Here is a 22,371-nt window from a genome sequence, read left to right as displayed (position 1 = left end):
GGTCGGTGGCAGCTGGCGAGTGACATCGGAGGCGGCTTTCGTACATGCGACGAAGGTAGCAACATTCTTATCTGCAATGTCAGAACCGTCAGAGGCTGCGGTTCTCTCCGGCATCCCGCCACGATGTGGACACGACGCCAGGCGAAAAGGTGGCGCTGTGTCCATCTCGTGGCGGCGTGAGGGCACGGCGGCGGGGCGGCACGAGCGCGCCGCGGCACGAGGCCAGAGCGGCCGGGCCAGGTGCGGCGGGGGCCGCGCGGCGGACTACTGGTCGGCGCGGGGCGCGGGGGCGCCGAGGGCGGCACGCAGGCGGGCCTCGGCGTCGTCGGGGGCCTTGGCCGCCTCGACGTTGGCCTCGGTCACGGCCTTGATGACCTCTTCGCGCTGGATCTTGACCCCGCGCGGTGCGTCGATCCCGATGCGCACGCCGTCGCCACGGGAGTCGAGCACCGTGATGACGATGTCGTCGCCGATCACGATGCGTTCTCCGACCTTGCGTGTCAGCACCAGCATCGGACCAGCTTACCGAGCGCGGGGCGCTCCGGTCGCGACGACAGGCAGGAGGCGCGGGTCGGCTATCGCGGGACGACACCGGCCACGAGGCACCATCGCGGGAGGACGACCACCGCAGGAGGCGCGGCTCAGCGGCCTGCGCCTCCTTCGCGCCAGCCCACCGGCACGCCGAGCAGGTGCACCGTGCCCGGGGTCGCCGTGTCGTCCTCGCCGACCACGGCGGCCGCGACCACGGGCGCGACCGCCCGGACGGCCTCGACCCAGCGGGCCGTGTCGTCGTGCTTGCGGCCGACGTCGACCGCGACCCAGACCTGGTCGGCGGCGATCGCCTCGAGGGCGGCGGGAGCGGCCGCGTCCCAGGCGAGGGCCGTCACGACGGCCGAGTTCTCGTGCACGCCGGTGGCCCGGGCCAGGATGCCGCTCCGGCGATCCGACACGTCCACGGAGCGCAGCCCGAACGTCGAGGCCATCTGGGCGGCCACGCGGAAGGCGTCGCCGGGGCGGCCGACGACCACGACGAGGTCGCCTGCCCCGCGCGACACGTCGGGGGCGGGCGGCACGCCCGGGGAGGCCACGGCCCGGGCCTGCGCGGCGAGGGCGTCGGCAGCGGCCGCGAGCGACGCCGCCGTCCGACGGGGAGCGGCCCCGTGCGGCGCGTCGGGGTCGGCGGCGTCACCGTCGGCGACAGCGGTGGAGCCCGGGCCCGTCGCCGCGACACCGGCTCCGAGGCCGGCGGCGGCACCGGCGGCCGGAGCGATGCCGTTGAAGGTGAGGTCGTCCATGATCGAGGCGAACGCGTCGGTGCGCGTCGAGACGTCGGCCGGGGACGCGACCGGCACCGCGCCTCCTGCGCTCGACGGCGAGGCCGAGGCCTCGCCGGGACCCGTCGCCGCGGCCGCCGCGGCGCGGGCGGCCCGACGCGGGCTCACGGGCACGGCCGAACCGGTCAGCACGTCGTCGAAGCCGTCGCGCGCGGGCGTCGCCGCCGTCGCGGCCGCGTCCCCCGCGGCCAGCGACGCCGACCAGGCGGCCCGGGCTGCCGGAGCCCCCGCCTGCAGGGCGTCCTCGGCCTCGTCGGCCGACGCCAGCAACGCCGCGATGCCCGCACGCTCGGCCGGCACCGGCGTCGTGATGCGCACCCGGGCGACGGGCAGGTCGATCGCGGGGTCGGGCACCTCGACGGTGACCTCGTAGTGCTTGCGGGCGAAGAAGCCGCCGACTCCCCCGACGGTCACCTTCTGCGCCGCGACGATGCGCGCCGAGGCCCCGTGGGTCGCCCGCACCTCGCGGCGCAGCCCGTCGAGCGTCTCGCCGGTCATGACGATCGTGGTCGGCATCTCAGGCCACGATCGAGTCGGTCGCGCGGACGACGCCTACGGTCTCGATGGTCGAGCCGGCGGCGGTGGCCTCCTGGTACGACAGCACCGGCAGGCCGTTCTGCTGCGCCGACACGAGTCGGTGGATGGCCGGTCGCAACGCCGGGGCGCAGACCAGCACCGCGCTGAGACCCTGCGCCTCGACCGACTGCACGGCCTCGCGCAGCGACCCGAGCACCTGCTCGACACGGTGCCCGTCGAGCAGGATCTGCGTCCCCTGGTCGCTCGGTCGCAGCCCCTCGAGCATCGACTGCTCGAGGGTCGGGTCGATCATGATGACCCGCAGCACGCGGCCGTCGAGGTACTGCGCCGTGAGCGCGGGGCCCAGGGAGGCGCGGGCCGCCTCGACGAGTCCCTCCGGGTCGGTCGACACCTTCGCGCGCAACGTCAGCCCTTCGCAGATCCGCGCGAGGTCGTTGATCGGGATGCGCTCCGACAGCAGGCCCTGGAGGACGCGCTGCAGCTCGGCGAGCGACAGCATGTTCGGCACGAGGTCGTCGACGGCCGGGGCGTTGACCTGCTTGACGCCCTCGGTCAGCACGCGGACGTCCTCGCGGGTGAGCAGTCGGGCGGCGTTGTCGGCGATGATCGACGACAGGTGCGTCACGAGCACCGAGACGCGGTCGATCACCGTGGCGCCGGTCATCTCGGCGCTGTGGCGCATCTCGGCGGGCACCCACTTGCCGGCGAGGCCGAAGACCGGCTCGACCGTGGCGGTGCCGGGCAGGCCGTCGAGCGCGTCGCCGAGGGCCAGCACGGAGCGGGCCGGCGCCTGACCGCGTCCGGCCTCGACGCCCGCGATGCGGATCGAGTAGGTGGCCGGCGGCAGGTCGACGCTGTCCCGGGTGCGGACGGGCGGCACGACGATGCCGAGGTCGACCGCGATCTTGCGACGCAGGGCCTTGACCCGGCCGAGCAGGTCGTCCGACGCTCCCCCGACCATGTCGACGAGGTCGGGCGCGAGCAGGATCTCGAGCGCGTGCACCCGCATCTGCTCGAGCAGGTCGTCGGTCGTGTCGGTGGGGGCGACGACCGCCGCCTGCTGCTCCGCGAGGGCCGCGCGCGCCTCCTCGGCCTTGGCGGCCACGCCGAGTCGGTAGGCGACGAGCAGCAGCGCCCCACCGATCAGCAGGAACGCGACGATCGGCATGCCGGGGATGAAGCCCATGCCGATGGCGGCGGTCCCGGCCACGGCGAGCGCGATGCGCGACTGGCCGAGCTGCGACGCGGCCTGCGCGCCCATCTCGGTGTCGGCGCCCGAGCGGGTGACGATCATGCCGGTCGAGACGGCCATCAGCAGGGCGGGGATCTGCGTGGTCAGGCCGTCGCCGATGGTGAGCAGTCCGTAGTGCGAGAGGGCGTCGCCGATCGCCATGCCGTTCTGCAGCGCGCCGATCGCGATGCCGCCGACCAGGTTGATGATGATGATGATGATGCCGGCGATCGCGTCGCCCTTGACGAACTTCGACGCACCGTCCATGGCGCCGTAGAAGTCGGCCTCGGCGCTGACGTCGGCGCGACGCTGCTTGGCGACCTCGTCGGTGATGAGGCCCGCGTTGAGGTCGGCGTCGATGGCCATCTGCTTGCCCGGCATGGCGTCGAGGGTGAACCGGGCGCCCACCTCGGCGACGCGCTCGGCACCCTTGGTCACGACCACGAACTGGATCACGACGAGGATCAGGAAGATCACCGAGCCGATGATGATCGAGCCGCTCACGGCGACGTGCCCGAACGCCGCGATGACGTCGCCGGCGAAGCCGTCGCCGAGCACGAGGCGCGTCGAGGCCACGTTGAGCCCGAGGCGGAACAGCGTCGCCACGAGCAGCAGCGACGGGAAGACCGAGAAGTCGAGCGGCTTCTTGACGAAGAGCGTCGTCAGCAGGATCACCAGCGCCAAGAGGATGTTGAGGATGATCAGCACGTCGAGCATCGGCGCGGGCACCGGCACGACGAGCAGCAGCACGATGCCGACGATGCCGACCGGGACGGCGAGCTTGGGCAGGGTGGACTTCATCGGGTGCCTCCAGGGGTGGCGGGGCGGACGGAGCGGGAGAGCGCAGGAGGCGCGGTGCGGGACGGTGCGGAGGTCGTGCCGGTCGCGCCGGTCGCGCCGGTCGCGGCCTCGCGGGCGATGCGGAGGCGGCGGGGCACGGCGTCGGCCTCGAGCGACTCGGGAGCCAGGACGCCGGCCACCTCGTCGGCCGTGGTGACGCGGGGCGGCGTGTGCGTCCCCTTCAGCGTGCCGCGGGCCTTGAGCGCCATGACGAAGGTGAGCACCCGGGCGACCGGCGTGTAGAGGTCGACGGGGATCTCCTCGCCCAGGCCGCAGGCGGCGTGGAGGGCTCGGGTCAGCGGGACGTCGACGACGAGCGGGACGCCGTCGGCGGTGGCCTGCTCGCGGATGCGGGCGGCGACCGTGCCGGCGCCCTTCGCGACGACGCGCGGAGCCGACTTGCCGGGTTCGTACTTGACCGCCACGGCGTAGTCGGTCGGGTTCACCATGACGACGTCGGCGTCGGCGATGGCCCCGATCATGCGGTTGCGGCTCATCGCGAGCTGACGGGAACGCCGCTGCGACTTGACCAGGGGGTCGCCGTCGCTCGACTTGTTCTCGTCCTTGACCTCTTTCTTGGTCATGCGGGTCTTCTTGCGGTTGCGGCGCATGACGACGAACACGTCGGCGAAGGCGAGCAGCAGGCCGGCCGCGATCGCGGCCTTGATCAGGATGCCGGTGCCGGCCTTGGCCTCCTCGAGCACGGCCGAGACGCTGAGGCCGCCGCCGCTCATGAGCACGGGCATCAGACCCTGGATCGCGAACCAGAGCACGAGGCCGACGACGGTCGTCTTGATCAACGCCTTCGCGCCGTTCCAGAGCGCCTGCGTGCCGAAGGTGTTCTTGAGGCCGTTGAGCAGGTTGAACTGCTCGTAGTTGCCGGTCATGCGCTTGATGTGCACGCCGCCCTGCACGATCGCCGTCGCGAGGACGGCCACGCCGACGACGGCCAGCATGGGCCCGATCGTGGCCCCCATCGAACCCGCGCCCTGCATCAGCTCGGTGACCACGGTCGCCGAGTCGGGGTGCGTGATGGCCTGGCGGATCGAGAACATCTGGTCGACGCCCGCCGAGGAGGCGCGCTCGATGGTCGAGGGGATCATCACGGCGGCGGCGCCGACGCCCACCCAGGCGCTGAGGTCCTGCGACCGGGACAGCTGGCCCTTCGAGTGGACCTCTTTCATCCGCTTCTCGGTCGCGGCCTCGGAGCGCTCGCCGGAGTCGTCCGCCATGTCAGCCCACCCCCAGCAGCATGTCGGCGGCGTCGCCGGTCAACGAGGCCACGACGCCGGGCAGGGCGAGGAAGACGCCGCCGGCCAGCATGACCGTCATGAGGATCTTGAGCGGGAAGCCCATCGCGTAGGCGTTGAGGGCCGGCGCGACGCGGGAGAGCAGCCCGAGGCCGACGTCGGCGAGGAACAGCACGACGCAGAGCGGCCCGGCGATCTGGATGGTCGAGAGGAAGAGCTGGCTGACGCCGGTCGTCAGCAGCTCGACCGGACGGGAGAGGTCCATGCCGAGCCCGAGCGGCACGGCGTCGAACGACCGCGTGAGGCCGCCGATGATCAGCTGGTACCCCCCGGTCGCGAACATCAGGGCGAGCGCGGTCATCTGGAACAACCGGGTGAACTGCGCGCCGTTGACCATCGACTGCGGGTCGAACGCCTGGGCGAGCGTGAAGCCGCCGAAGAGGTCGATCAGGCTGCCGGCCGCCTGCACCGCGGCGAAGGCGACGAACACCAGGAAGCCCAGCACGGCGCCGACGACGAGCTCGAGCACGAGGGCCATGACGAACGGTCCCGTCTCGAGGGACACGTAGCCGGGGGCGACGCGGGGCGCGACGGCGAGCGTGAGCCCGATGCCGAGCATGGCCTTCACCCTCGCCGGGAAGGCCCGGTACGAGAACGGAGGCGCGATCACGAGGAACGCGGTCATGCGCACGGCGGCGAGGAGGGTGGCCTCGAGCCAGCTGAGGTCGAACGACACGGTGCGTCCCTACCCGCCGCTGAGCAGCTGGGGGATGCGGTCGAACACCATGGTCGTGAACGACACCATCTCGCTGATCATCCAGTGTCCGGTGACGATGAGTGCGATGCCGACGGCGACGGCCTTCGGCACGAACGAGAGGGTGACCTCCTGGATCTGCGTGATCGACTGCAGCAGCGAGATCGCGAAACCGACGACGAGCGAGGTGATCAACACGGGCGCGGCGAGCTTGCCCGTGATGATCAGGGCCTGCATCGAGAGGTCGAGGACGGCGTTGGAATCCATCAGGCACCCACCTGGTAACTCTCGATGAGGCTCTTGATGATGAGGCCCCAGCCGTCGACGAGGACGAACAGCAGGATCTTGAACGGCAGCGAGATCATCACCGGCGGCAGCATCATCATGCCCATCGACATGAGCGCGGCGCTGACGACGAGGTCGATGACGAGGAAGGGGATGAAGATCACGAAGCCGATGATGAACGCGGCGCGCAGCTCGCTGATCATGAAGGACGGGATGAGCGTCAGCATGGGCACGTCGGCCTGGCTGTCGGGGTTCGGCTGGTTCGCCGACCGGGTCATCAGCGCGAGGTCCTCTTCGCGGGTGTGGGCGAGCATGAACTCCCGCAACGGCGCGATGCCGGCGTCGATCGCGCCCTGCAGGTCGAGGCGGCCGTCGAGGTAGGGCTGCACGGCGTCCGTGTTGATGTGGGTCAGGATCGGAGCCATGATGAACAGGCTCAGGAACAGGGCCAGCCCCGCGAGCACCTGGTTCGGCGGGATCGACGGCAGCGCGAGCGCGTTCCGCGTCATCGCGAGCACCACGAAGATCTTCGTGAACGACGTCATCATCAGCAGCAGCGCGGGCGCCACGCTCAGCAGCGTGATGCCGATCAGGGTGACGACGGCCTGGCTGGGCGCACCGTCGGGGCCGTTGATGTCGATGCTCAGGCCGCCCGAGCCGGTGCCGTCCGACGTGGTCTGGTCGGTGTCGGTGAAGTCGGTGGGGGTCGTGCCGGTGGTGGCGTCGGTGCCGTCCGTGGCCGGGGCGGTGGGAGCGGTGGGGGCCGTCGGCGAGACGGGGGCCGCGTTCGCCTGCTGACCGATCAACATGATGAGGGCGGACGCCACGACGAGCGCGAGCAGCGTGACGACGACGGCCCGGGCGAAGCGCGTGTCGGCGAAGCGCACGGGTGCGGCCGCCAGGGAGCGGCCGAGGGGGGCCCCGTGCAGGCCGTCCCGCAGCGTCGGGCGGGCGAGGCGACGCAGGGCGGACGCGAAGGAGGGGCGGGTCGGGGACGCGGACGACCGGCGGCCGGTCATCCGACTCGTCCGCTGCGCAGGGCCGCGGCCGCCTGACGCCAGGTGTCGGGTGCGAGGATCGAGCCCTCGATCGACTTGGCGGTGCGACCGCGACGACGGGCGTCGAGGTCACGAGGACGCGAGACGGCGGCACGGCGGGCGGCGCCGCGGGGGCGCAGCAACTCGACGGGGGTCGCGGCGACGGGGGTCGCGTCGGCCGGGCGGGCGGGCAGCTCGTCGCGGGCCGCGGCGCCCTCGGCGGAGAGGACGGACGCGAACGCGGCGGGGGCGATCGACGTGACCCGCGCCTCCTGCGTGACGGACTCGGTCGCGGACTCCTCGGGCTCGGGGACGAGCGTCAGGGCGCCGGCGTCGACGGGACGGTCGGCGGCCGCGAGGACGGTCACGGACGACTCGGTCACGCCGAGCACGAGACGCTCGCCCTCGACGTCGACCACCACGACGCTGGCCTTCGCGCCGACACCCTGACGGGCGACGACCGAGACCTGCGACGTGGCGCGGGAGCCCGCACGACCGCCCTTCACCAGGCGCTTCTGCAGCACCCAGAGCAGGGCGAGGACGACGCCCAACGAGAGGACGACCCGCAGGCCGACGACGACGGTGTCCACGATCAGGCGATGCCGTCGGCGACGTCGAGGATCTTGGTGATGCGGACGGCGTAGTCCTGGTCGACGACGACGACCTCGCCGTGCGCGATCAGGCGACCGTTGAGCAGCACGTCCGCGGGGGCGCCGGCCGAGCGGTCGAGTTCGATGACGGCACCGGGCTCGAGGCCCAGGACGTCGCGGACCGACATGCGGGTGCGGCCGATCTCGACCGTCAGGGCCATCTCGACGTTGTTGATGCGACCGAGGTTGCCGGTCGACACCGCGCCCACGGTCGGAGCCACGGGCGACGAGCCGCCGATCGTGCCGGTCTCGCGGAGGCGCAGGGCGAACCAGCCGGCGGGCTGACCCGCGGCCGTCAGCTCGAAGACGACCGTCTCGGGGTCGGTCAGGAGCGCGTCGGCCGACTCGCGACGGCTCTCGCCGAGCACGCCGGTGCCGAGCACGCCCGTCGCGGCCTCGAGCGCGGGACGCAGGACGTCCGAGACCGAGACCATCGGGTTGTCGGTGCCCGCGGCGGCGGCGGCGAGCTGGTCCATGTCGGCCAGCAGGACCGCGGTGTCGGCCGAGACCGACCCGACGAACGACGTGACCACGACGGACGGACCCGCGAGGCGGAGGCCGTGCGCGGAGGCCGGATCGACGGCCACGGCACGCAGGGGCGTGGGCGTCGGCAGCTGGGCGACCAGCGCCTCGACCGCCGCGGTGTGCAGGGTGATGGTCGTGCCGGTCATGAGGTTCCTTCTTCGGTGCCGGTCAGGGAGGTGGAGACGACGATGCCGGCCAGACGGGAGCCGGCGGCTCCGACGGCGGCACGGCCGACGGGCTGGCCGTCGACGCTGATCTCGAGCGGGCGGTGCTGCGGGTGGGGAAGCGGCAGCAGGTCGCCGACGGCCAGCCCGAGCACGACGCTCGGCAGCACCGCGGCGGGGGCGAAGGTCAGCGAGACGCCGACCGGCACCGAGGCCAGCTGGGCGCCGAGCAGGTCGCGGGCGTCGGCGGCGTCGATCGTCGGGTTGGACTCGCCCAGCTGTGACAGCAGGACGTCGGCGGGGATCGCGACCGTGCCGGGCGCGACGCGCTCGCCGACGCGGATCTCGAACGAGGCGACGATCATCAGGTCGGACTTCTGGGCGGCCTGGGCGAACTGCGAGTTGTACTGGAACCCGCCGACGCTGATCGGGTCGGCGAGCATGGTGCCGAACGAGTAGCGGAGGTCGTCGAGGGCGTCGTCCATCAGGCGGCGCACGAGGGCCTGCTCGATGGGCGTGAAGGTGCGCTCGGGCAGCGTGGCGGGCTTGACGGCGCCGAGCATGTGGCTGACCCAGGTGAGCGCGGCCGACGACGGGAACTGGATGACGGCCTTCGCCGAGACGCCCTCGAGGGTGCAGAGCACCATGGCGGTGGTCGGCGGCAGGGACGAGGCGTACTCGTCGTAGGTGAGCATCTGCACCTGGTCGCAGGTCACCTGCGAGAGCACCCGGACCTTGGCGGTGAGCTGGGTGCCCCACTGCCGCGCGAAGGTGTCGAAGGCGAGCTCGAGGACGCGCGAGTGCTCACGGGCGAGGGTCGTCGGACGGCGGAAGTCGTAGACCTCGACGGTCTTCTGCGGGCGCGTCGACGAGCCGACCGTCGAGGTCGGTGCGCTGCTGCCCGTCGGGGCGTCGAGGAGTGTCACGGACGGAGCTATCGGCCCGCCCCACCTGGGCGTTAGCCCAGGATCGGTCGTACCCCCCGGACTGGGTTGCCGTCGTCGTGCTGCGGCGCGGGGTCGCGCTCCCGGGCCGGCGGGGCCCGGCGGAGGTCAGTGGCCCGAGGACTCCTCCTTCTTCTCCGTCTTCTTCTCGGTCTTCTTCTCGGTCTTCGTCTCGGCCGCGGCGTCCGCCGTCGACGCGTCACCCGACTCGGCCGTGGTCGAGGTGTCGGCCGCCTGCTGGACGGTGGGGTTGCGACCGTCGGTCACCGCGCCTCCCGCGGCGGCGGCGGCCTGCTCGAGCTGCGGCAGCAGCGCGCTCACCGCGTCGGACTGGTTCGACAGGACGACGATGTCGACGCGGCGGTTCGACGCGAGGTCGGCGTCGGTCGTGCCGGTGCTGAGCGGACGCGACGAGCCGAAGCCGACCGACTGGATGTGGTCCGCACCCACGCCGCCCCGCTCGACGAGGTCGCGCAGCACCTGGGTGGCGCGGGCGGAGGAGAGCTCCCAGTTGGTCGCGAAGGGCGCGGTCGAGCTGCGCTGGTCGGCGTGGCCCTCGACCGAGACGTCGTGGCCCGAGGTCTTCAGCACCGGCCCGATGGCGTTCATGACGTTCACGGCCGTGCCGCTGAGGTCGGCGCTGTTCGTGCCGAAGAAGGTCTCGGAGCCGATCAGGCGGACGGTCAGACCCCGGGCGTCGACGGCGAACTCGACGTCGGCACTGAGCCCCGAGCCCTCGAGGTTCGCGGCGATCGCGGCCTTGATGGCGGTGAGGTCGTCCAGTTCGCCCTGGGCCGCGACCGTGGCGGCGGCGGCCTGCTCGGCGGTCTGGGCCTCCCCCGAGGCGGCGGCCTTGCTCAGGTCGGTCTCGTCGCCCGACGAGTAGCCCTTGCCCTCTTTCGTCACGTCGGCGGCGTTCACGACGGTGCCCGAGGCCGTGTCGACCTTGCCCACGTCGGTCTGGCCGAAGCCGGTCGCGAGCGAGTTGCGCAGGGCGATGTACTTGTCCTGGTCGACGTTCGACATGGCGAACAGCACGATGAACATGCACATCAACACGGTGATCATGTCCATGTACGAGGCCATCCAGCGCTCGTCGGGGTGCTCGTCCTCGGCGTGCCCCTTCTTCTTGCGACCTCCGCGTGCCCCGCTCATGCGGCCAGCCCCTGGTCGTCGCCACCGGTCTTGGCGCCGGCCTTGGCCTTGGCCTTGCCACCCTTGCCGCCCTTGCCGTCGCCGCCGTCGAGCGCGTGCGTCGGCACCATGGCCTTGAGGCGTTCGCCGAGGAGGCGCGGCTGGCTTCCGGCCTGGACCGCCAGCACCCCCTCCATCAGCAGCGTCATGCGCAGCTCGTCGAGGTCGGCCAGCTTCTTGAGGCGCGCGCCGAGCGGCAGCCAGAGGAAGTTCGCCGTCAGCAGGCCCCACAGGGTCGCGACGAACGCCGCGGCGATCATGTGGCCGAGCTCGTCGGGCTCGGCGAGGTTCTCGAGGACGTGGGTGAGGCTGACGACCGTGCCCACGATGCCGACCGTCGGGGCGTACCCGCCGAGGCTCATGAAGAACTTGCTGGCCGTGCGGTCGGCGGCGAGGCGGGACTCCATCTCGTCCTCGAGCAGGATGCGCAGCTCCTCGCCGTCGGTGCCGTCGGCGATGTTCTGCAGGGCGCCCTTCATGAACGGGTCGTCGAGCTTCTCGGCCTCCTGCTCGAGCGAGAGCAGGCCCTCGCTGCGGGCCTTCTCGGCGAGCGACACGACGCCGTCGATGACCGACTGCGGGGGGACGACCTTGCCGGTGAAGGCGCGGGAGATCTTCTTGAAGCTGAGGATCGCGTCCTTGATCGTCGTGCCGGCGATGCCGACGCCGATCGTGGCGCCGAAGACGAGGATGATCGGGGCGGGCAACAGCAGCCCGGCGATGCTGACGCCCTCGAGCTGGATCATGCCGAAGAGGGCGCCCAGGGCGAGGACGATGCCGATGATCGTTGCGGGATCCACGGTCAGCGTCCCTGCGTGGTGTCGGCCGATGCGGCCGGCGCAGCCGGCACGGACGGCGCGGCCGGCAAGGACGGCGCGGTCGGCGCGTGGACGGCGGGAGCCTGCACGGCGGGACGGAACTCGGTGACGCGACCCGCGCCTCCTGCACCCGACGAGCCACGGACGATGCCGAGCTGCGGACCGGTCGAGGTGCGGTTGCCGAGCGCCTGGGCCGTCGGCGCGGTGGCGGACGGCTCGTCGTAGGCGAGCGAGACGATGCGGGCCCGGTAACGGGCGATCATCTCGATGACCTCGGCCATCGGCTCGGTCACGACGTACTTGGCGCCGTCGACCATGATCAGGACCGTGTCGGGCGTCTCGTGGATGCGCTCGATGAGGTCAGGGTTGACAGCGAATCTGCTGTCGTTGAGTCGCGTGACGACGATCATCGGCCCGTCCTAGGTCTGTGTCTCCTGCCTCCGTCCGTGGGGGCAGGTGTCGCTGCTCGTCCTGAGCGGCTACGGGTGACTATCGGCCAGGGGTGGCGGGGCGTTAGGTGCGGGTCGCGGTTGTCCACAGCCCTGCCGTGCCCGGCTCGACGCTCGGTAGGTTGGTGACATTGCTCATGTCGGACGACGGAACGCCGCGACGCGCTCCGACCGGCAGGGCAGCCCCCACGCCTCGTCCGACCGGAGAGAAGAACGATGACCACCACTCCCCTCAGCACCCCCGTCACCTACCGGCCCACGTGGTCGCACTTCTGGTCGAAGGCCAAGGCCAGGGTGTTCCTCGTCCCCCTCGCCTTCCTCGTGTGCATCAACCGGATGGGCGTCTCCGCCCTGCCCTACCTCGTGGCGGGGGTGGTCGTGATGGCCGTGGGCCTGGGGATCTACCTTCGGACGACGACCCTCTCGATCTCGGGCACGGCGGTCGCCCGTCGGCGCTGGGGACGCACGACGACCGTCGCCCTGGACGGCGACCACCGGGGCATCCTCTGCATGCTCAACCAGGGCGTGCAGACGCTCGGATACCTCGCCGTCCGGGACGGCACGGGCCGCCGACTCGTCCTCACCGAGGCCAACTGGCCCGGAGGACAACTGCTCGAGATCGCCCAGCACGCACGACTCACGATCATGCCGGCCGATCAGGTCTTCTCGGGCAAGAAGGCCGCCGCCATCGTGCCAGGTGTCATCCCGCTGACGACCCGCCGTCCGGTGCTCTGCACCCTCGTGGCGGTCGCCGGTCTGATCGCCGTCGTCGTGCCGATCGCCATGGTGATGAGCGGCGCGGCCTGATCGCTCCGGAAGGACACCGCCGTGTGGACGAGACACCGCGGCATGCGGCGGCGTCACGTCCACTCGACGGTGCGGCAGGCTGACAAGCGGGCGCGCGGCGCGTCACGTGCGCGAAACAGGGGGCTGGCAGGATGTGCCGGTGACCCACGAACCCCTCGACGAGTCGCGCCCCGGCACCACCCCCGCCGCCCGCGCCGACGACGTCACCCGCACCTCCTCCCCCACCCCGACCGCGAGCATGTCCCGCGCCGCGAGCTCCGAGCGGAACGCCGTCGGCAGCGACGACGGGCCCGCCCCCGAGTCCTCCCCCGCGGGCCTGCCGGACGCCGCGACCCCGGACGCCGCAGCCCCCGCCCGTCACGGCATCGACGACCCGGCCCTGACCGGCTCGATCGAGACCGTCGACGTCAACAAACACACGCTCGCCGAGAACGTGATGGGCGTCGTGACCGGTGTCTTCCTCGCCTCGTTCGGACTCTTCCTGCTGAAGACGAGCGGGGCCGTGTCGGGCGGCACGGCCGGTCTCGCCCTGCTCACCAGCTACGCCACGGGCTGGACCTTCGGCGTGCTGTTCGTCCTCGTCAACGTGCCGTTCTTCGCGCTCGCCGTGTGGAAGAAGGGTTGGCCGTTCACCCTGCGCACGGTGTTGACCGTCGTCATGCTGTCCGCCTTCTCGTACCTGCACCCGCTGATGTTCGACATCGACGGCATCGACCCGATCTACGGCACCCTCGCGGGCAACCTGCTCGTCGGCGTCGGCCTGCTCATCCTCTTCCGGCACGGGGCCAGCCTCGGCGGGATCAACATCCTCGCCCTGGTGCTGCAGGAACGCGCCGGGCTGCGCGCCGGCTACGTCCAGATGGGCTTCGACGTGGTCATCGTGCTGACCTCGCTGACCGTGGTCTCGCCGTGGATCGTGCTGCTCTCGGCCCTCGGCGCCGTCGTGTTGAACCTCGTGCTCGCGATGAACCACAAGGCCGGTCGGTACGTCGGACACACGTGATCACACCTTTCTGCCAGACTTCCGTGCACGACCGGTCTGTTTGAGGCATTCTCGTCTCGAAGCGGTCACTTTCTTCTTGCACGTCCCCGGACGTCACACCACCTAGGAGCCCCATGTCCAACAACACCGCCATGCCCCAGTCCGCCGGCACCGCCGCGGGCTACAACGTCCTCGCGATCGTCGGGTTCATCCTGGCCTTCGTCTTCAGCCTCGCCGGCCTCATCGTCAGCCTGATCGCCCTGTCGCAGATCAAGAAGACCGGCGAGCGCGGCCACGGCCTCGCCCTGGCCGGCGTGATCCTCAGCGCCGTCTTCCTCGTCGGCGGCATCATCATCGGCATCTCGGCGTTCAGCGCCGGCATGGCGTCGGTCCAGACCTACTAGGTCTATCGGCCCGGCGCACGAGCCGGGGAGCACAGGAGGCGCGGTGTCTGCAGGGCAGGCACCGCGCCTCCTTCGCGTCGGCGGCCCGTAGCCCTCATCGCGCCGGGGGGCTCAGCCCTGCGGGGGATCGCGGTCGTCGGGGGTCGCCGTTAGCGTGTGGGCATGCGACGGTGTCTCGGCGAGGTGGAGGGCACACGCGCTGTGCCGTCCTCTCCGGGGCCACCCCGGGGCACGCAGATCGACCACGGCACCGCTCCGCAGGCCGGTGACCGCGCTCCGCGCGGCTCGCGGCCCGCACCGATGCACGAGTCGCCGAGGCACCGCCGCAGCCACCCCACCGCACCCGCCGCGGACGCAGGCGGGTCACCCCCGACACGAACTCCGCACCCGCCCCGGCGGCACCCGACCGCGACCCGCGCGGCCGGCGGTCGGACGACCACCGGGTGACCGCCCACTCCCCCGCGTCCGCCGTGGGCGCCCGCGAGCCCGACCCGGGCCCCGATGCCGTCGCGACCGCCCTCGCCGACGCCCTGCTCGCGGCCGAGTGGACCGTGGGCGCACTGGCCGCCGCCGCAGGCGAGGCCGTCGACGGACCGGCAAGGTTCTGGCGTCCCCTCGCCCGCGACCTCGTCCGCGCCCTGCCCCGGGCACCGCACGACGACCCCCGCACGCTCACCGCCCTCATCCGCCGTGATCCGGCCTTCACCGAGGCGGTGGCCGAGGCCGGGAGGCGCGGCCGGCCCCTGCGCATCGTCCACCACGTGCCCGTGACGCAGGAGGCGCGCTCGGCCGACCCGCGCCTCCTGCGTCTGGGCACCGTGGCCGACGTCGCCCGACTGCTGCACCTGACCGTGGGCGAGCTCGACTGGTTCGCCGACCCCGGCCGGTGGAACCGCCGGATCGAGCGAGGTCCGCTGCAGCACCACCGGTACGAGTGGCGGGCACGGCCCGGACGCACGCCGCGGCTGCTCGAGGTGCCAGGGTTCCGCCTGCGCGACCTGCAACGCGTCGTGCTCGACGAGGTGCTGGCGGCGGTGCCGCTGCACGACGCGGCGCACGGCTTCGTCCCGGGGCGCAGCGCCGTCACCGGCGCCCGACGGCACGTCGGCCGAGAGGTCGTCATCGCCCTCGACCTGACCTCGTTCTTCGCCCGGGTCACCGCCGGGCAGGTGTTCGGCGCGCTGCGCCGCGAGGGCCTGCCGGACGCCGTCGCCCACGTGCTCACCGGGCTCTGCACGACCTCCGTGCCGCCGGGCGTGCTGTCGCGCATGCCGCCGGGCGGCAGCCCCGAGCAGCGGTTCGCCCTGCGTCACGCGCTCTCGGCCGCCCACCTCGCCCAGGGGGCGCCGACCTCGCCGACCCTCGCGAACGTGGCGGTCCGGAGGCTCGACTCGCGGCTCGCCGGCTACGCCCGGGCCGCGGGAGCGACCTACACGCGGTACGCCGACGACCTGGCGTTCAGCGGCGACGGCACGCTGGCGGGGCGGGCCGACGCGTTCGTGCGGGGCGTCGGACGCATCGTCGGCGACGAGGGACACCTGCTGAACCCGACGAAGACCCGGGTGCGCGGAGCGGCCACGCGACAGGTCGTCACCGGCGTGGTGGTCAACGCGGGCACGAACACGATGCGCTCCGAGTACGACCGGCTGCGGGCCGTGCTGCACAACGCCGCCACCACTGGGCTCGAGGCACAGAACCGGGCCGGACACCCGGACTTCGCGGCCCAGCTCTGGGGGCGCATCGGCTGGGTCGAGCAGCTGAACCCCGGGCGCGGGGCCCGGCTGCGCGCCGCCTTCGCGCGCGTCCCCCGGTGACCGGCACCGCGCCTCCGGACCGACACCGCGCCTCCTGACCGACACCGCGCCTCCTGACGACGAACGCACCGCGTTCCGTGCACCGCACCGCGACGAGATCGGGTGTGGTGCACGGAACGCGGTGCGAAGGGTGCCGCGGCTGCCGCGGCAGCCGCGGGCAGCAGCGGACTAGCGCTTGAGGTTGGTGAGCTCCTGCAGCACCTCGTCCGAGGTGGTGATGATGCGGGCGTTGGCCTGGAAGCCGCGCTGGGCGACGATCAGGTTGGTGAACTCCTGCGACAGGTCGACGTTCGACATCTCGAGGGAACCGCTGGACAGCGAGCCGATGCCGGGCGAGCCGGGGGCGCCGACGGTCGCGGCACCCGAGTTGGCGGTGGCACGGTAGCCCGAGTTGCCCTCCTTCTCGAGGCCGCCGGGGTTCGTGAAGGTCGCGAGGACGACGCGGCCGAGGCCGACCGTCGAACCGTTGCTGAACTGGCCCATGAGCGTGCCGTCCTTCGACAGCGAGAAGCCCTGCAGCGTGCCGGCCGCACGGCCGTTCTGCTCGGTGATCGACGTCGTGTTGAGCGCCGCGAACCCGGTGATGCCGGACAGGTCGACGGTGACGCCGTTGAGTCGCAGCGACGCCGCGCCCGCCTGCTTGCCGTCGGCGAAGGCCAGCGAGGCCGTGGCGCCGCCGTTGCCGTCGGTCGCGGAGGCGTCCCAGCCGGCCGTCGTGCGGGTGAAGGTGAGCGTCAGGGTGCGCTCGAGGCCGTTGGCGTCGAACACCTTGGTGTCGCGGACGATCTTGTCGCCGACCGCCGACTCGCTCGGCAGGTTGCCGCCGACCGTGGCGCTCGAGGTCGCCGTCGCGGGGGCCGCCGCGTTCAGGGGCAGCGTGATGTCGCCGAGCGCGCCTCCGTCGTTGATGACGCCGTTCGTGGCCGAGTAGCCCTGCACGATCTTCCCGTCGGACGACACGAGACGGCCGTCGGCGTCGAAGTCGAAGGCGCCCGAGCGGGTGTAGACGGTGTCGTTGCCGAGGCGGGTGACGAAGAAGCCGTCGCCCGAGATCATCAGGTCGGTCGCCTTGCCCGTGGCCTGCGCCGACCCCTGGGCGAAGTTCGTCGAGATGCCGGCGACCTGCACGCCGAGGCCGATCTGGGCGGGGTTCGTGCCGCCGATGCCGGTCTGCGGGCCGCCGGCGCCCTGCGTGATCTGCGACAGCGTGTCCTGGAACTGGGTGGTCGACGACTTGAAGCCGGCGGTGTTGACGTTGGCGATGTTGTTGCCGGTGACGTCGAGCATCGTCTGGTGCGAGCGGAGGCCCGAGATGCCGGAGTAGAGGGAGCGGAGCATGGGTGCTGCCTTTCAGCTGGGGAGAGATCTGGAGGCGCGTCCTGCGCGGGTGGTGCCGGTCGCGTCCTGCTCCCGGTGTGGTTCGAGGGGTGGTGCGGGTCGTGCGGGTCGTGCGGGTGGTGCCGGTGGTGCTGCGGGGTGCGCGTCGGGGACGCGTGTCACGCCTTCGTGGTGGCGATGCCCGAGATGAGATCCAACGCGACCTCCTTCCCGCCGACCGAGACCTTGGGGACGGCCTCGGCGAACGACACGCTCGTCGCGGTGCCCTTCACCTCGACGCCGTCGGGTCCCGTGTAGCTGACCTCGCGGCCGACCAGGTTCGAGGCGGCGATGCGCATCTGCAGCGAGAAGTTCTCGTTGGCCGTCGTCGTCTGCGCGGTGACCTGCTCCATCATCGCCAGCTGGGTGGTCTGCGACATCATGGCGTTGGTGTCCATCGGGGTCGACGGGTCCTGGTTCTTCAGCTGCGTGACGAGCAGCTTCATGAACATCTCGCTGTCCATCGTGTTCGCCGTCGCACGGCTCGAGCCGCTCTTCGCGGCGTTGGCGGCGGCGATCTGGGTCGCGACGTCGACGGTTCCCGATATCTGGTCGATCGAGGGCATGGGGTCTCCGGTTCAGGCCAGGACGTCGAGGGACGTCGAGAGGGACGAGGAGGCGCGGGCACGGTCGACCGCGCCCGTCGCGTCGAGGGGGTCGGTTCCGTCGCGCGGCGCGCGGCCGGTGGTGCCGCGCGCCTCGGCGGCGTCACGGGCCCGTCGCCCGGCGCCTCCGTCGGCACCGGCCTGCGCCCCGGTCGAGCCGAGCTGACCGGAGCGGTCACCCCGGCCGTCGGACGGCTGGTCCTGGGACGAGAGGTCGACGCTGGTCTGGTGACCCGCGCCTCCCGCGGTCGTGGAGGCGGCCGTCGCGAGGTCGCGGCGCAGGTCGCCGAGGATCGCCCGCACGGCGTCACGGCCGGCGTCCGACGCGGCGAACATCTCGACGTGCGTGCCGTGCGCCGAGACGTGGGCCCGGACGGTGACCGGGCCCAGCGCCTCGGGGGCGACGTCGACTGTGACGACGTGCACCCCGGGGCCCGCCGCGGCGAGCGTGAACAGGGGCCGGGAGAGCTGCGAGGTCAACGGGGCCGGCGGGGTGGCGACCGGCGACGGGGTCGCGGACGAGGAGGCGGCGGTCGCGGCGACGGGGAACGTCGCGCCGACCGCGGGGGCGGCGAACACCATCGGGTCGGTGGTCGTGGGTGCCGGGGTGGGTGCGGAGGTGGACGCCGCGGGCGTCGCCGCGGAGGCCGCGGGGGCGGAGGCTCCGGCCGGAGGAGCAGCGGAGGGCGTCGCGGACGGTGCGGACGGCGCGCCGGTCGTCGCGCTCGACGGACCGGGCGTGCCGGGCACCACGAGGGCGGCCGGCGCGAGGGGGCGGTCGACCGCTGCCGGGACGGGGGTGGGAGCGGGCGCCCGCATCGGCGAACCGTTCCGGGCCGAGTCGCCGACGACGGCGGCCGTGTCGGGACCGGCGGCCGACTCGGCGCGGGCCGCACCACCGGGAGCGGACGGCGTCGGCTCGCCGGGCGCGACGGGCACACCCGCGCCGGCGGCCGCGGGGCTCGCCGCGGTGGCGGACGTGCCGACGGGCCCCGGGGCCGGAGCGGACGCGGGCTGCACGGTCGAGACGGCGGTCACGGCGAGGGCTGCGGCGGGGGCTGCCGCTGCCTGCACCGCCGGTGCTGCCGGCACAGCCGGTGCCGTCGGCACAGCCGGTGCCGTCGGCACAGCCGGTGCCGTCGGAGCGAGAGCGGCGGCGGAGGCAGCGGACGGATCGGGCGCCGATCCGTCGCGCGCGGGGTCGAGCGGCTCGGCCCCGGCGCCACCGGCGGCCGGCGACGCGACGCGCACCGGAGCGGTGAGGGCGGAGGGCCGCAGCAGAGCGGCGAGGGCGGCGGCGACCGTCTCGGCCGGGGCGGCCGACGTCGCGACCTCGACCGGTACGGAGCCCCCGGCCACCGACGCGTCGACGGACGCGTCGCTCGGCACGGCGCCCGGCACGGCGGGGGTGCCGTCGGTCGTCGGGGCGGCCTCGGTCGTGGTGGTCGCGGTGTCGGACTCGTCGACCGGGGCGGTCGGTGCCGAGGTCGCCTCGGCGAGGGGCCAGCGCCATGGGACGACGGACGGGGCGTCGAGCGACGACGACCCGGTCACGGCCGAGGCGGACGCCGGAGCCGGGGTGGGGGCAGGAGGAGACGCGACGGAGGCGTTCCGGTTGGCGTCTCGCGTCGAGGAGCCCTCGTCGCGCATGGCGGCACCGAAGCCGGTGGCCGCGCGGTCGGCGTCACGGGCGGTGCCGGCCCCCGGGCCCCGCGACCCCGCGGAAGGGCGGAGCGACGACGCATCGGACAGGGCAGGAGGCGCGAACGGCAGGGTGCGGGACAGGGTCACGAGGCCACCCCCGCGCTCATCAGCTTCTGCAGGGCCGCGGTCATCAGGTCGGTCCCCGACGAGGATGCGCCCGACGCACCGGCGGCACCGGAGAGACCCGACAAGCCCGACAGGCTCGACAACGCGGACGAGGCGGACGACGCCGAGGCGGACGACGCCGAGGCGGCACCCGTCGCGCCCTCGGCCGGGACGATGCGCCGGATCGTGCTGAGGTCGGAGTCCTTGTACCAGTTGTCGACGATCTGGACGTCCTTGCCCGGGCGGGGTGCGTGCAGCACCTTGCCGTCGCCGAGGTAGATCACGATGTGGCCCTCGCCCTTCGGCACGAGCAGGTCGCCGGGCTTCGCCTCGGCGAGCGAGGGCACCTCGGCGCCCATCTTCGCCTGGTCGGGCACGACCCGCGGCATGCTGACGCCGAGGTCCCCGAACACGGTCTGCACGAGGCCCGAGCAGTCCATGCCGGTCCGGTCCTCGCCGCCGAACACGTACGGCACGCCGAGGTACTTCTTCGCGGCCTCGACCACGTCCGAGCCGTCGGCTCCGCTGCCGCTCGCGACCGACCCGGCCACGGCGTCCACGGAGGCGCTGGTCGCCGTCGCCCCCGTGCCGGACGTGCCGGCGAGCGCGTCGGCGAAGGCCGTGGCCGACGTCGCGGACGCGGCGGTGGCCGTCGCGGACGTCGCACCGGTGGTGCCGGCGCGCAGCTGGGCGATGGTCGCCTGGATGTCCTGGATGCGGGACAGGACCTCGGTCACGGGACTCACGCCGCGCCTCCTGGGTTCTCGGGGTCGGTGCCGGACGGCGAGCCGTCGGGTCGGGGGCGCGAGGCGATCTCGTCGAGGGCGATCTGCTCGTCGCGCAGGTCGGCGGCCGCCTCGGCCACCGCGTGCTTGTGCTCGAGCTTCTCGAGGCCGATCGCCGCACGACGGGCCTCGTTGAAGGCGGCCTGGGCGGCGTCGGCGTCGGCCTGACGGCGCTGGGTGACGGCGTCGAGCTCGGCGAGCATGCCGCGCGACGAGGCCCGCGAGGCCGCCAGTGCGCTCAGCATGGCCGCGTCGGTGACCTCGGACGGCTCGTCGGCCAGGGTGCGCTTGGCGCGCACGCGCTCGTCGGCGGCCTCGCGCAGACGGTCGTTGGCCTCGGCGAGGACGGCACCGGCCTGGTCCTGCTGGGCGTGGCGCAGCCGCAGCAGGCCGAGCAGCGAGAACGGGCGCGCCATCAGATCGCTCCGAACCGCGAGGTGAGCGAGGCCAGGGCGTTCCACGAGTCGGCCGAGGCCGCCCGGTCGTCCATGCCCTGCTGCAGGAACGCGTCGATGGCGCCCTGGTGGTCGACCGCCGCGTCGACGAGCGGGTTCGTGCCGCGCTGGTACGCACCGACGTCGAGCAGGTCCTGCGCGGCCCGGCGGGCGGCCATCACCTTGCGCAGCGTCGTCGCGGCGGCGCGCTGCGGCGGGCTGGTCACCTTCGAGGCGACGCGCGAGACCGAGCCGAGCGCGTCGACCGACGGGAAGTGCCCGGTCACGGCCAGCTTGCGGTCGAGCACGACGTGCCCGTCGAGGATGCTGCGGGCCGCGTCGGCGATGGGCTCGTTGTGGTCGTCGCCGTCGACCAGCACCGTGTAGAGCCCGGTGACCGAGCCGATGCGGTCGGTCCCCGCTCGTTCGAGCAGACCGGCCAGCACCGAGAACGTCGACGGCGGGTAGCCGCGGGTCGCCGGCGGTTCGCCGACCGACAGGCCGATCTCGCGCTGGGCCATCGCCACGCGGGTGAGCGAGTCCATCATCAGCACGACGTCGGCGCCCTGGTCGCGGAACGACTCGGCGATGCGGGTCGCGACGAAGGCGGCCCGGAGGCGCATCAGGGCGGGCTCGTCGCTGGTCGAGACGACGACGATCGAGCGGGCGAGGCCCTCGGGCCCGAGGTCGTCCTCGAGGAACTCCCGCACCTCGCGGCCGCGCTCGCCGACCAGGGCGATCACGCTGACCTGGGCGTCCGAGCCGCGGGCGATCATCGACAGCAGGGACGACTTGCCGACGCCCGAGCCGGCGAACAGGCCGACGCGCTGCCCCTTGCCGACCGTGGTCAGGGTGTCGAGCACGCGCACGCCGAGCTGCAGGGGCGTGTCGATGCGCGCGCGGTGCATGGCGGACGGGGTCTCGTGGTCGAGCGGCACGAGGTCGACGCGGCCCCCGTCGGCACCGACGAGCGGACCCTTGCCGTCGATCGGCCGGCCGAGGCCGTCGAGCACGCGGCCGAACAGGCCGGTGCCGGTGGGGACGAGCAGCGGACGTCCGGTCGACCGGACGGGCGTGCCGGTCGTGATGCCGGTCAGACGGCCGAGCGGCATGCAGCGCACGCCGTCGGGCGTGGTCGCGACGACCTCGGCGAGGTCCGAACCGGCGGCGGTGCCCCCGGACGTCGCGGTCGCGTCGCCGACGGCGACGATCTCGCCGACGGCCGCGTCGAGGCCCTGCACGGTGAGGCCGAGGCCCACGGCCGAGCTGACCCGGCCCACGCGCTGCGGACGGGCCGCGACGCGGGCGGCGGCGAGACGGGGCGCGAGGACGGCCGGCACGC

The 22,371-nt window shown here is 73.1% G+C and carries 23 protein-coding genes; 4 read left to right on the top strand and 19 right to left on the bottom strand.

Annotation, left to right across the window (positions count from 1 at the left end; translation table 11 throughout):
• Positions 1–264 precede the first annotated feature (264 nt).
• From csrA to ACVJ1F_RS09090, 13 genes are all read right to left on the bottom strand, one after another.
• The gene (gene csrA / locus ACVJ1F_RS09150; protein WP_043596512.1) at positions 265–513 is read right to left on the bottom strand and encodes a carbon storage regulator CsrA; all 249 of its coding nucleotides are present in this window, start codon (positions 511–513) and stop codon (positions 265–267) included.
• Between the two features lie 128 nt (positions 514–641).
• Entirely contained in the window at positions 642–1,850 is a 1,209-nt protein-coding gene (locus ACVJ1F_RS09145; protein ID WP_456885717.1) for a hypothetical protein, read from the bottom strand.
• 1 nt (position 1,851) lies between these two features.
• Complete coding sequence (locus ACVJ1F_RS09140; protein WP_056043626.1) at positions 1,852–3,903, bottom strand: flagellar biosynthesis protein FlhA; 2,052 nt, start codon at positions 3,901–3,903, stop codon at positions 1,852–1,854.
• The gene (locus ACVJ1F_RS09135) at positions 3,900–5,174 is read right to left on the bottom strand and encodes an EscU/YscU/HrcU family type III secretion system export apparatus switch protein (RefSeq protein ID WP_456885715.1); all 1,275 of its coding nucleotides are present in this window, start codon (positions 5,172–5,174) and stop codon (positions 3,900–3,902) included. The genes ACVJ1F_RS09140 and ACVJ1F_RS09135 overlap by 4 nt, the downstream gene beginning before the upstream one ends.
• A 1-nt stretch (position 5,175) precedes the next feature.
• The gene (locus ACVJ1F_RS09130; RefSeq protein ID WP_456885713.1) at positions 5,176–5,928 is read right to left on the bottom strand and encodes a flagellar biosynthetic protein FliR; all 753 of its coding nucleotides are present in this window, start codon (positions 5,926–5,928) and stop codon (positions 5,176–5,178) included.
• Positions 5,929–5,937: 9 nt separating this feature from the next.
• Positions 5,938–6,213 carry a flagellar biosynthesis protein FliQ gene (gene fliQ / locus ACVJ1F_RS09125; protein WP_043596053.1) on the bottom strand — a complete coding sequence of 92 codons (276 nt, stop codon included), beginning with the start codon at positions 6,211–6,213 and terminating at the stop codon, positions 5,938–5,940.
• Entirely contained in the window at positions 6,213–7,250 is a 1,038-nt protein-coding gene (gene fliP, locus ACVJ1F_RS09120) for a flagellar type III secretion system pore protein FliP (protein ID WP_456885711.1), read from the bottom strand. Before fliP ends, fliQ begins: the two co-directional genes overlap by 1 nt.
• Positions 7,247–7,858 carry a FliO/MopB family protein gene (locus ACVJ1F_RS09115; protein WP_456885709.1) on the bottom strand — a complete coding sequence of 204 codons (612 nt, stop codon included), beginning with the start codon at positions 7,856–7,858 and terminating at the stop codon, positions 7,247–7,249. The genes fliP and ACVJ1F_RS09115 overlap by 4 nt, the downstream gene beginning before the upstream one ends.
• A gap of 2 nt (positions 7,859–7,860) precedes the next feature.
• Positions 7,861–8,589, bottom strand: coding sequence for a flagellar motor switch protein FliN (fliN, locus tag ACVJ1F_RS09110; protein WP_456885708.1), 729 nt, complete (start codon positions 8,587–8,589; stop codon positions 7,861–7,863).
• On the bottom strand, positions 8,586–9,533 hold the full coding sequence (locus ACVJ1F_RS09105; protein WP_056043639.1) for a flagellar motor switch protein FliM: 948 nt from the start codon (positions 9,531–9,533) through the stop codon (positions 8,586–8,588). Before ACVJ1F_RS09105 ends, fliN begins: the two co-directional genes overlap by 4 nt.
• A gap of 126 nt (positions 9,534–9,659) precedes the next feature.
• Entirely contained in the window at positions 9,660–10,706 is a 1,047-nt protein-coding gene (locus ACVJ1F_RS09100) for an OmpA/MotB family protein (RefSeq protein ID WP_456885705.1), read from the bottom strand.
• Positions 10,703–11,545, bottom strand: a complete 843-nt coding sequence (locus tag ACVJ1F_RS09095; protein WP_456885703.1) for a motility protein A — start codon at positions 11,543–11,545, stop codon at positions 10,703–10,705. The genes ACVJ1F_RS09100 and ACVJ1F_RS09095 overlap by 4 nt, the downstream gene beginning before the upstream one ends.
• Positions 11,546–11,547: 2 nt before the next feature.
• Positions 11,548–11,973, bottom strand: a complete 426-nt coding sequence (locus ACVJ1F_RS09090; protein ID WP_456885701.1) for a flagellar FlbD family protein — start codon at positions 11,971–11,973, stop codon at positions 11,548–11,550.
• Between the two features lie 255 nt (positions 11,974–12,228).
• Here ACVJ1F_RS09090 and ACVJ1F_RS09085 point away from each other — a divergent pair, with 255 nt between their 5' ends.
• The 4 genes from ACVJ1F_RS09085 to ACVJ1F_RS09070 all read left to right on the top strand — a co-directional run bounded on the left by ACVJ1F_RS09085 (position 12,229) and on the right by ACVJ1F_RS09070 (position 16,019).
• Positions 12,229–12,819, top strand: coding sequence for a hypothetical protein (locus ACVJ1F_RS09085; protein WP_456885699.1), 591 nt, complete (start codon positions 12,229–12,231; stop codon positions 12,817–12,819).
• A gap of 238 nt (positions 12,820–13,057) precedes the next feature.
• Complete coding sequence (locus tag ACVJ1F_RS09080) at positions 13,058–13,822, top strand: YitT family protein (protein WP_456885907.1); 765 nt, start codon at positions 13,058–13,060, stop codon at positions 13,820–13,822.
• Positions 13,823–13,935: 113 nt separating this feature from the next.
• On the top strand, positions 13,936–14,205 hold the full coding sequence (locus ACVJ1F_RS09075) for a DUF4190 domain-containing protein (RefSeq protein ID WP_056043661.1): 270 nt from the start codon (positions 13,936–13,938) through the stop codon (positions 14,203–14,205).
• A 443-nt stretch (positions 14,206–14,648) separates the two neighbouring features.
• Positions 14,649–16,019: a reverse transcriptase family protein gene (locus ACVJ1F_RS09070; protein ID WP_456885697.1), complete on the top strand. Its 1,371-nt coding sequence runs from the start codon at positions 14,649–14,651 to the stop codon at positions 16,017–16,019.
• A gap of 168 nt (positions 16,020–16,187) precedes the next feature.
• On the opposite strand, the gene ACVJ1F_RS09065 is transcribed toward ACVJ1F_RS09070, so the two are convergent.
• The 6 genes from ACVJ1F_RS09065 to ACVJ1F_RS09040 all read right to left on the bottom strand — a co-directional run bounded on the left by ACVJ1F_RS09065 (position 16,188) and on the right by ACVJ1F_RS09040 (position 22,369).
• Positions 16,188–17,357, bottom strand: coding sequence for a flagellar hook protein FlgE (locus ACVJ1F_RS09065; protein WP_056043669.1), 1,170 nt, complete (start codon positions 17,355–17,357; stop codon positions 16,188–16,190).
• A gap of 158 nt (positions 17,358–17,515) precedes the next feature.
• Entirely contained in the window at positions 17,516–17,962 is a 447-nt protein-coding gene (locus ACVJ1F_RS09060) for a flagellar hook assembly protein FlgD (protein WP_052505459.1), read from the bottom strand.
• Between the two features lie 12 nt (positions 17,963–17,974).
• Positions 17,975–19,792, bottom strand: coding sequence for a flagellar hook-length control protein FliK (locus ACVJ1F_RS09055; RefSeq protein ID WP_456885694.1), 1,818 nt, complete (start codon positions 19,790–19,792; stop codon positions 17,975–17,977).
• The gene (locus ACVJ1F_RS09050; RefSeq protein ID WP_456885692.1) at positions 19,789–20,556 is read right to left on the bottom strand and encodes a C40 family peptidase; all 768 of its coding nucleotides are present in this window, start codon (positions 20,554–20,556) and stop codon (positions 19,789–19,791) included. Before ACVJ1F_RS09050 ends, ACVJ1F_RS09055 begins: the two co-directional genes overlap by 4 nt.
• Complete coding sequence (locus ACVJ1F_RS09045; protein ID WP_402752780.1) at positions 20,553–21,011, bottom strand: flagellar export protein FliJ; 459 nt, start codon at positions 21,009–21,011, stop codon at positions 20,553–20,555. The genes ACVJ1F_RS09050 and ACVJ1F_RS09045 overlap by 4 nt, the downstream gene beginning before the upstream one ends.
• Complete coding sequence (locus ACVJ1F_RS09040) at positions 21,011–22,369, bottom strand: FliI/YscN family ATPase (protein WP_173154884.1); 1,359 nt, start codon at positions 22,367–22,369, stop codon at positions 21,011–21,013. The genes ACVJ1F_RS09045 and ACVJ1F_RS09040 overlap by 1 nt, the downstream gene beginning before the upstream one ends.
• Positions 22,370–22,371 lie beyond the last annotated feature (2 nt).

The organism is Frigoribacterium sp. 2355, from assembly GCF_054060695.1.
Note: the sequence above shows the minus strand (reverse complement) of the source record. Positions and strands in the feature narration are given on the sequence as shown.

Excerpts from the sequence above, each read along its gene's own strand:
- ACVJ1F_RS09135 (WP_456885715.1), bottom strand. The coding sequence starts at position 5,174 with ATGGCGGACGACTCCGGCGAGCGCTCCGAGGCCGCGACCGAGAAGCGG.
- fliQ (WP_043596053.1), bottom strand. The coding sequence starts at position 6,213 with ATGGATTCCAACGCCGTCCTCGACCTCTCGATGCAGGCCCTGATCATC.
- csrA (WP_043596512.1), bottom strand. The coding sequence starts at position 513 with ATGCTGGTGCTGACACGCAAGGTCGGAGAACGCATCGTGATCGGCGAC.
- fliN (WP_456885708.1), bottom strand. The coding sequence starts at position 8,589 with ATGACCGGCACGACCATCACCCTGCACACCGCGGCGGTCGAGGCGCTG.
- ACVJ1F_RS09045 (WP_402752780.1), bottom strand. The coding sequence starts at position 21,011 with ATGGCGCGCCCGTTCTCGCTGCTCGGCCTGCTGCGGCTGCGCCACGCC.
- ACVJ1F_RS09065 (WP_056043669.1), bottom strand. The coding sequence starts at position 17,357 with ATGCTCCGCTCCCTCTACTCCGGCATCTCGGGCCTCCGCTCGCACCAG.
- fliP (WP_456885711.1), bottom strand. The coding sequence starts at position 7,250 with ATGACCGGCCGCCGGTCGTCCGCGTCCCCGACCCGCCCCTCCTTCGCG.
- ACVJ1F_RS09060 (WP_052505459.1), bottom strand. The coding sequence starts at position 17,962 with ATGCCCTCGATCGACCAGATATCGGGAACCGTCGACGTCGCGACCCAG.
- ACVJ1F_RS09090 (WP_456885701.1), bottom strand. The coding sequence starts at position 11,973 with ATGATCGTCGTCACGCGACTCAACGACAGCAGATTCGCTGTCAACCCT.
- ACVJ1F_RS09140 (WP_056043626.1), bottom strand. The coding sequence starts at position 3,903 with ATGAAGTCCACCCTGCCCAAGCTCGCCGTCCCGGTCGGCATCGTCGGC.
- ACVJ1F_RS09080 (WP_456885907.1), top strand. The coding sequence starts at position 13,058 with ATGTCCCGCGCCGCGAGCTCCGAGCGGAACGCCGTCGGCAGCGACGAC.
- ACVJ1F_RS09075 (WP_056043661.1), top strand. The coding sequence starts at position 13,936 with ATGTCCAACAACACCGCCATGCCCCAGTCCGCCGGCACCGCCGCGGGC.
- ACVJ1F_RS09100 (WP_456885705.1), bottom strand. The coding sequence starts at position 10,706 with ATGAGCGGGGCACGCGGAGGTCGCAAGAAGAAGGGGCACGCCGAGGAC.
- ACVJ1F_RS09145 (WP_456885717.1), bottom strand. The coding sequence starts at position 1,850 with ATGCCGACCACGATCGTCATGACCGGCGAGACGCTCGACGGGCTGCGC.
- ACVJ1F_RS09085 (WP_456885699.1), top strand. The coding sequence starts at position 12,229 with ATGACCACCACTCCCCTCAGCACCCCCGTCACCTACCGGCCCACGTGG.